Source organism: Terriglobus sp. YAF25, from assembly GCF_052113305.1.
Classification (GTDB): Bacteria; Acidobacteriota; Terriglobia; order Terriglobales; family Acidobacteriaceae; genus Terriglobus.
On record NZ_JBFRCY010000556.1, the window covers coordinates 1 to 6,747 of the forward strand.

At 57.2% G+C, this 6,747-nt stretch carries 8 protein-coding genes; 5 read left to right on the forward strand and 3 right to left on the reverse strand.

Annotation, left to right across the window (positions count from 1 at the left end; translation table 11 throughout):
• Both AB4043_RS19960 and AB4043_RS19965 read right to left on the reverse strand, forming a co-directional pair.
• A partial coding sequence (locus AB4043_RS19960) for an encapsulin (protein ID WP_442307886.1) occupies positions 1-160 on the reverse strand: 160 nt, incomplete at its 3' end.
• On the reverse strand, positions 153-1,238 hold the full coding sequence (locus AB4043_RS19965; RefSeq protein WP_442307882.1) for a Dyp-type peroxidase: 1,086 nt from the start codon (positions 1,236-1,238) through the stop codon (positions 153-155). The genes AB4043_RS19965 and AB4043_RS19960, both read right to left, overlap by 8 nt.
• A gap of 280 nt (positions 1,239-1,518) precedes the next feature.
• Here AB4043_RS19965 and AB4043_RS19970 point away from each other — a divergent pair, with 280 nt between their 5' ends.
• Together AB4043_RS19970 and AB4043_RS19975 are read left to right on the forward strand one after the other, a co-directional pair.
• Positions 1,519-2,619 (forward strand): dipeptidase, encoded by a 1,101-nt coding sequence (locus AB4043_RS19970; protein WP_442307883.1) that lies wholly within the window; start codon positions 1,519-1,521, stop codon positions 2,617-2,619.
• A 440-nt stretch (positions 2,620-3,059) separates the two neighbouring features.
• On the forward strand, positions 3,060-3,698 hold the full coding sequence (locus AB4043_RS19975; RefSeq protein ID WP_442302154.1) for a class I SAM-dependent methyltransferase: 639 nt from the start codon (positions 3,060-3,062) through the stop codon (positions 3,696-3,698).
• A gap of 58 nt (positions 3,699-3,756) precedes the next feature.
• Here the strand turns inward: AB4043_RS19975 and AB4043_RS19980 are convergent, their stop codons facing one another.
• Positions 3,757-4,206, reverse strand: coding sequence for an ester cyclase (locus AB4043_RS19980; RefSeq protein ID WP_442302155.1), 450 nt, complete (start codon positions 4,204-4,206; stop codon positions 3,757-3,759).
• Between the two features lie 103 nt (positions 4,207-4,309).
• Between AB4043_RS19980 and AB4043_RS19985 the strand changes: the two genes are divergently transcribed.
• The 3 genes from AB4043_RS19985 to AB4043_RS19995 form a co-directional block, all read left to right on the forward strand.
• Positions 4,310-4,891, forward strand: coding sequence for a 2OG-Fe(II) oxygenase (locus AB4043_RS19985; protein WP_442307884.1), 582 nt, complete (start codon positions 4,310-4,312; stop codon positions 4,889-4,891).
• 9 nt (positions 4,892-4,900) lie between these two features.
• Positions 4,901-5,554: a DNA oxidative demethylase AlkB gene (gene alkB, locus AB4043_RS19990; RefSeq protein WP_442302157.1), complete on the forward strand. Its 654-nt coding sequence runs from the start codon at positions 4,901-4,903 to the stop codon at positions 5,552-5,554.
• A gap of 772 nt (positions 5,555-6,326) precedes the next feature.
• Positions 6,327-6,747: ester cyclase (locus AB4043_RS19995; protein WP_442307885.1), on the forward strand; the 421-nt coding region annotated here is incomplete at its 3' end.

A 6,747-nucleotide genomic window follows, 5' to 3' on the forward strand; every position in this document is an offset into this window, starting at 1 on the left:
GTCCTGTTCCTACACCGGGGAAAGCGATTCCTCCTGAACCTGGAACATCCACAACCCGCCGGCCGGCCAGATAGCGCTTCAGCGTTCTTGTCGTCTCTTCTTCAATCTGATCCCATGCTGCCTCGGAGATGGGTGCAAGTTCGCGGTGAAGGTTATTCATTTCGTTCTCCCTTCAGTGATCCTATCTTGAGTGAGGTGTCGTTTATGGCAATGGAAGCAGGCGCCGGCACGGGCACGGGCGGTTCGCTAACCGGCGCCGCTGTGTTCTCTGCCGCTGCTGGTGCGTCGGCCGTGACATCGTCGAGGAACGACATTGTCGGAACGAAGAACAGGCTGCCCGTTGCAGGCTGGCTGAAGTCGAGCAGCCGGTCGTAATTTCCAGGTGGGCGGCCGATGAACATGTTCTCCAGCATCATTTCGGTGATGCGCGGCGTGCGGCTGTAGCCGATAAAGTATGTCCCGAATTCACCGTGCCCCGGACGTCCGAATGGCATGTTGTCTCGCAGAATCTGTAACTGGCGGCCGTTCTCTTCAATATTGGTAAGCGCATTGTGCGCATAGGCGGGCTTGTCGGTGTCGCTTAGCTCTATATCGGAGAGCTTGCGGCGGCCGATGATGCGTTCCTGCATCTCGGTCGGAAGAGCGTTCCATGCCTTCATGTCGTGAAGGTACTTCTGCACGATCACGTAGCTTCCGCCTGTAAATGCCGGATCTTCGCTGCCGATGATCGCCGCATCGCGTGCGGTGTCCCCACGGGGATTTTCCGTGCCGTCAACAAAGCCCATCACGTCGCGATCGTCGAGGTAGCGGAAGCCGTGTACTTCATCGGCGACAGAAACCACATCCCCAATGCTCTCCATGATCTGCGTTGCCAGCTCGAAGCACAGGTCCATACGCCTGGCGCGGATATGGAACAGCAGGTCGCCCGGTGTGGAGACGGCGTGACGGTTGCCCGAGCGGATCTCGCGAAAGGGGTGCAGCTCGGCTGGACGGGGCGCTCCGAAGAGCTTGTCCCAGGCATCGGAACCGAATCCGGCGACGCAGGTCAGGCCTGCCTCGACATCGCGAAACTCCACCGCGCGAACCAGGCCGGAGAGACCGGCACAGAACTCGCGAATACGGGTGTAAGCGTCGTCATCCTGGTGGATACACAACACTAGAAAGATCGCCGATCGCGTCAGCGGGCCAACTACGTTTTGGGGGAGAACAACCTCGTTCAGCTCGCTGGGGGTATTCATTGTCGATCTCGATCTGCTTTTTGCAGTATCGCATTTTTGCGGTGGGGCCTCATGTGGAACGACGCTGAGAGGGTTGGATGGGGGGCATCAATAATGGGGCCTATGCTCTGGGTGCCCCATCCATTGCGCCCAGCAATGGGTGGGATATTCGAGCGAAGCTCGAATCGGCGGGAGCCGTGGCCTTCAGGCCACGGTCTATAGGCTCAACATGGAAATGGGCTTTAGCCTTGGGCCTTTTCTTGTCAGACAAAGAAGGCCCAAGGCTAAAGCCCATCAGCAGATGCTGATCTTCGATGGTCACGTCCACGCGCTCGACCGCGAGTTCTATCACGGTGGCAGTATGGGAGAGCGTTCGAACGAGGGGCAGTGGGACCTTGTCCGTGCCAAGGAAGGCGGAGAGAAGGCCTTCTTCCTCTCTATCTTTGTGCCGGAGGAGTACTATCCCGGCCGCTTCGAGACCAAGCAGACGCTGCGGCGTATCGATCACGCATACCGCCAACTGGCGCTGAATCGAGACAAGGTCGTGCTGGCGCGCAAAGCCTCCGAGGTTCAAGCCGCAGCGGCATCGGGCAGGCTGGCGGCGGTCCTTGATATTGAGGGCAGTTACGATCTCGACGGTGACCTTGGCGTGCTTCGTGAGCTGCATGCCAGGGGGCTGAGCTCGGCACAGCTCTCTGCTCATAACTGGAACCAGCATTACGCGGATGCCTGCTGTTCTCCGGCAAAGGCGAATGGACTTACAGACAACGGGCGCAAGCTGATCCGGGAGATGAACCGGTTGGGCATGGTCATCAATGTCTCGCACTCGGCGGATACGACGATGCAGCAGGCCATCGAGGTGAGCGATCATCCGGTGGTCGCTACGCATCACGGGCTGCGCAGCGTGAATGATATTCCCAGAAATATCCCGGACAGCCTGTTGCAGAAGCTGACGGCGAAGGGTGGCGTGCTCGGCATTCAGATCGGCAGCGAGTTCGCCTATCCAAAGGAGTATGCATGGATCACGGAGCATCGCCGCAAGACCTTCTGGGACACCACCGATGTTCCGACGCGCGTTCGGGGGAAGTCGATCTACGAGGTCGATGAACTTGTGGCGCCGGGATATCCCATGCTGGGCGCTGAAGTTCCCGCAGAAGTCCAGATGAGCGTGGACAACTGGGTCGATGTGGTTGACCGCGTGATCCGGCTGGTGGGAGAAGATCACGTCGCGCTAGGCAGCGATTTCGATGGTGGGCCAACGCTGGCGCGCGGCATGCGGGACGTCCGCGATCTGCCGATGATTACGGAGAGTATGTTGCGGCGAGGCTATTCGGAAGAGCGCATCAGGAAGTTCTGGGGTGGGAATTTGTTGAGAGTCTTTGGCCAGATTGCTGGAGGTTGAGTTTTTTTGTCATTTCGTAGCGAAGGAATTTGGGTGTTCCCACCTAGGGCGTGTCGACATATAGGGTGTATTTTTTTGTCATTTCGCAGCGATAGCGGAGAATCTGCTGTTCGACCGATTCTTCCCAGCCCGGGTGCCCCACCCTCACAAAGTTAGGGTGGGCAGGAAGCCACCGAACTATAGAGCGGGCCTTCAGCCCTTTACATTTCTTTGGGTCGGATACCTGGGGCGTTGCCCCAGGCTGGTATAGAGCGCGCCTTCAGCGCTTACCCTACCGAGGGATGGGACACCTGGACAGGGGATCTATAGAAGCCGACCTACAGATTCGTACTAGAGATTCATGCCATCTTCAAAGATAGATTCTTGCCATAGTCGCGGAATTTTCCGGTTGCTATGATCACCGCACTATGCTCCGTCAGGCGATTCGCAAAATCCCGGGCGTGCCGCAGCTGATCAAACTCAACACTGATTTTGAGGACTGGTGGTTTGACTGGCGTCATGGCACGGATACTTCGGCTGACCGTGCCGACCAGGCTCGCAAGGGCTGGGAAACCGATACCACCAACCATACCTATGTCCCGATCCGTCCCAAATGTGCGCGGCGTGTGCTGCAGGCTCTGCCGGTGACGAATCCTCAGGAGTACACCTTCATCGACGTCGGTTGCGGCAAAGGACGCATGCTTCTTATGGCTCTGGAGGAGTATTCCTTCCGTACCGCCATCGGGGTGGAGTTGCGCAAGGAGCTGAGCGATCTCGCGAAGTTGAATCTTCACAACGACGATCGCGCACGCCTGTGCTCCGCAACGTGCATGAACGTGAATGCGATGGAATTCCGGTTTCCAGACGAAAAGCTGGTCGTGTACCTGTTCAATCCGTTCGGCGAAGAGGTGATGCGGACTGTTCTGGAGAACCTGGGACGGTCTCTGGAGTCGTCCTTCCGCGATGTCTGGGTCATTATGGATTTCCCCGTCTATGCAAACGTCGCGGACAGTATGCCGTATCTTTCCTTCGTCACAGAGGGTTACGACTATCGCATCTATCGTTCTAAGAATCCACAGTCTGTGGCTGTTGCGGCCTAGGACACACCCTAGCGTTCACCGAAGAGGGCGGCAGCCGAATTATGGCTGCCGCTTCTCTTTAAGCGGTTCGAATCAGTCCGAGTTGCGTGAGCGCGGTGACGCCATCGTCCAGACCAACCTCCTCGGCGATCTTTCCATCCTTGATGCGGAGAACGGTGGTCCCGGTGAAGTGCATCTTGCGGCCGCTGTTCATGGGCAATGATCCGGCCAGGAAATCGCTGAAGGCCGGTCCGGTGTGTGTACCGCCACCCTCCCAGCGTCCGACGACGTAGTCACCTTCAGCGATGAGATCCGCCGCTCCCCAGAAGTTGAGGTTGGGGAAGGCCTGGCGGAATCCCGTCATAAATGCCTTGATATCTTCGTGGCCGCGGCGTGGCTCGTGCAGTGAATACTGCAGCAACATGTCCGGGGCCGCAAGTTCATCAACGACGTTGAGGTTGACCGTTGGTCCCCAGAACTCGGTGAACCAGCGTCCGACGAGAGCCTTGTTCTGTGCTTCCTTCGACATACTTGTGTTCCTTTGGGTTGAGATAGCAGAGACAAGATGTCGCTCTGCAGGTCAAAACCTAACCGGACAGAGTGCCGATCACATCCCGGATCTTGCCGCCAAAGTGCTTTGCCCCACGCATCGCAGACGGCCCAAGTTTGAAAGCAAGAATCGGAGTGTCCTATTCGAGTACAAGTACTTCCGTTATCCGCTGCCTGCGTTGCTGCAGGGGCTGCGCACGTCGCTTTACGAGAGACTGGCTCCGATTGCGAATCGTTGGAACGAACAGATGGGCATCGACATCCGCTATCCGGCCGAACACGCTGCGTTCATCGAGCGCTGTCATCAGGCAGGGCAATTGAGGCCTACACCGCTGCTGTTGCAGTATGGCGCTGGAGACTATAACTGCCTGCACCAGGACCTCTATGGCGAGCATGTCTTTCCCGTTCAGGTAGCGTTTCTTCTGTCGGAGCCGGGGAAGGATTTTACCGGCGGCGAGTTTGTCCTGACTGAACAGCGCCCAAGAATGCAGAGCCGGGCTGAAGTTGTGCCGCTGCGCCAGGGAGATGCTGTCGCTTTTGCGGTTCACCACCGCCCGGTGCAAGGCGCGCGCGGCAGTTATCGGGTGAATCTTCGTCATGGCGTCAGTCGTCTGCGGTCGGGACAACGTTATACCGTTGGCGTTATCTTTCATGACGCCACATAGTGGAGAACTATGACCCAGCGGCTCTTCCAAACTCAGGCGCCGTCACCGCTACCAAAGGATCTTCTCGGTCCAGGCACGGCAGTTCTCGCCGGCTTCGCGCTTGCTGTGGAGCACGATTTACTTTCCGCTCTGAAGCGCGTCACCGAACAGTCGCCATTTCGCAATATGGTGACGCCGAGCGGATTCCGTATGTCAGTCGCGATGTCGAACTGCGGCGAGCTGGGATGGGTGACAGATCGAACCGGTTATCGCTATGACCACATCGATCCGCAGACGAATGAGCCCTGGCCCGAGATGCCGGCGGCGTTCAAAGAGCTGGCGACTGGCGCTGCGAAACAGGCAGGCTTCCTAGGGTTCGCCCCGGACGCATGCCTCATCAACCGGTACGAACCGGGCTCGAAACTGTCATTGCATCAGGACAAGGATGAGCGTGACTATACGCAGCCGATCGTCTCGGTCTCGTTAGGCCTGCCTGCGACCTTTCTCTTTGGTGGACTGAAGCGAACAGACCCGATTCAACGCATCCAGGTAATCCATGGCGACGTGCTTGTGTGGGGAGGGCCTGCGCGGTTGCGTTATCACGGCATTGCGCCACTGCGAGACGGCATGCATTCGCAGCTTGGAGCCGTTCGCTACAACCTCACCTTTCGGAAGGCCGGCTGAAGAGGCTGTATCGACAACTTCGCACCTCACTGCAGAGTTATAGAGCGGGCCTTCGGCTCTCGATCATTCAATGTGCCGAAGACCTGGAGCGTTGCCCCAGGCCGGTATAGAACACGCTTTTCCACCCCAATGAACGCGTTCATTGGGGACCCCGGCCTTCAGCGCTCAGAGCTCTAGTAGATGTAAAACGGATTGCTCCGGCCCGAGTAGAGCAATCTGGTACGCTTTCGGATTGAATGTGACATGGAAGGGACCGAATGGTGAGAAGGATTGCAATAGTTTGTCTCCTGCTTACTCTGAGTTCTGAAGCTCAAACAACTGAATCCTGCAGAGTGATTCACGGCCGTGCACACGAGTATTGTGGGGATGGCCAGCTTCGCATCTGGCACATCGGAACACACCGCGACTTCGAGCCGGACGAGTCCTCCTGGCAGAGGGTTGAAGCATGGCTCCGGGCTGGAGCGAAGCCAACTGGTGCTTGTCAGCTTAACGCTGATCTTTTTGCCGACTTTCTGATTTGTCCAACGGAACCCTATAAGAAAGGGGCGGTGCAGGAAGCAAAGGTAAAAGCCGCCTATCATCGGCGTTATGTCCTGTGGAATTAGTCGATCATAGCGATATTGCCGGGTTTCTGGGTGTTTTGTCAGTAATCCGGCAGTTTTATCCCAGGCGCGGGCTGCCGATTTCAAGTCCTTACAAGAGGGGTCTATAATCCCGGCCCAGAAAGGGGACTGCGATGGCCACAGATACCAAGCAAATCGCACGTAGGTTCATGGACGAGTGTTGGAGCCAGGGGAAGCTGGAATCGATCGGTGAACTGGTTTCGGATAACTGTCGTATCCATGATCCTGTCTTTCCCGCCCTCACCTCGGGAGCGGACAACCTCAAACGTCATATAGGTATGTGCAAGAAGGGCTTTCCTGACCTCAAGTTTTCGATCGACGATACCATCGCCGAACGCAATGAAGTCGTGCACCACTGGACAGCCCAGGGCACTCACAAAGCCGAATTTCTCGGCATGCAACCCACCAACCGCAAGGCAACGGTCACAGGGACATCGATCTACCGTATCGAAGGCGGCAAGATCGTTGAACAATGGGCCGATTGGAACCTTATGTCGCTGATGGAACAACTCGGAGTCAGTAAGGCTCCCTCGATGGAAGGGCAAGCACGCGACTCAGCCGTTAAACAAT

What these genes read in the sequence shown, in the direction of transcription:
- AB4043_RS19965 (WP_442307882.1), bottom strand. Translation starts at nt 1,238, where the DNA reads ATGAATACCCCCAGCGAGCTGAACGAGGTTGTTCTCCCCCAAAACGTA.
- AB4043_RS19970 (WP_442307883.1), top strand. Translation starts at nt 1,519, where the DNA reads ATGCTGATCTTCGATGGTCACGTCCACGCGCTCGACCGCGAGTTCTAT.
- AB4043_RS19980 (WP_442302155.1), bottom strand. Translation starts at nt 4,206, where the DNA reads ATGTCGAAGGAAGCACAGAACAAGGCTCTCGTCGGACGCTGGTTCACC.
- alkB (WP_442302157.1), top strand. Translation starts at nt 4,901, where the DNA reads ATGACCCAGCGGCTCTTCCAAACTCAGGCGCCGTCACCGCTACCAAAG.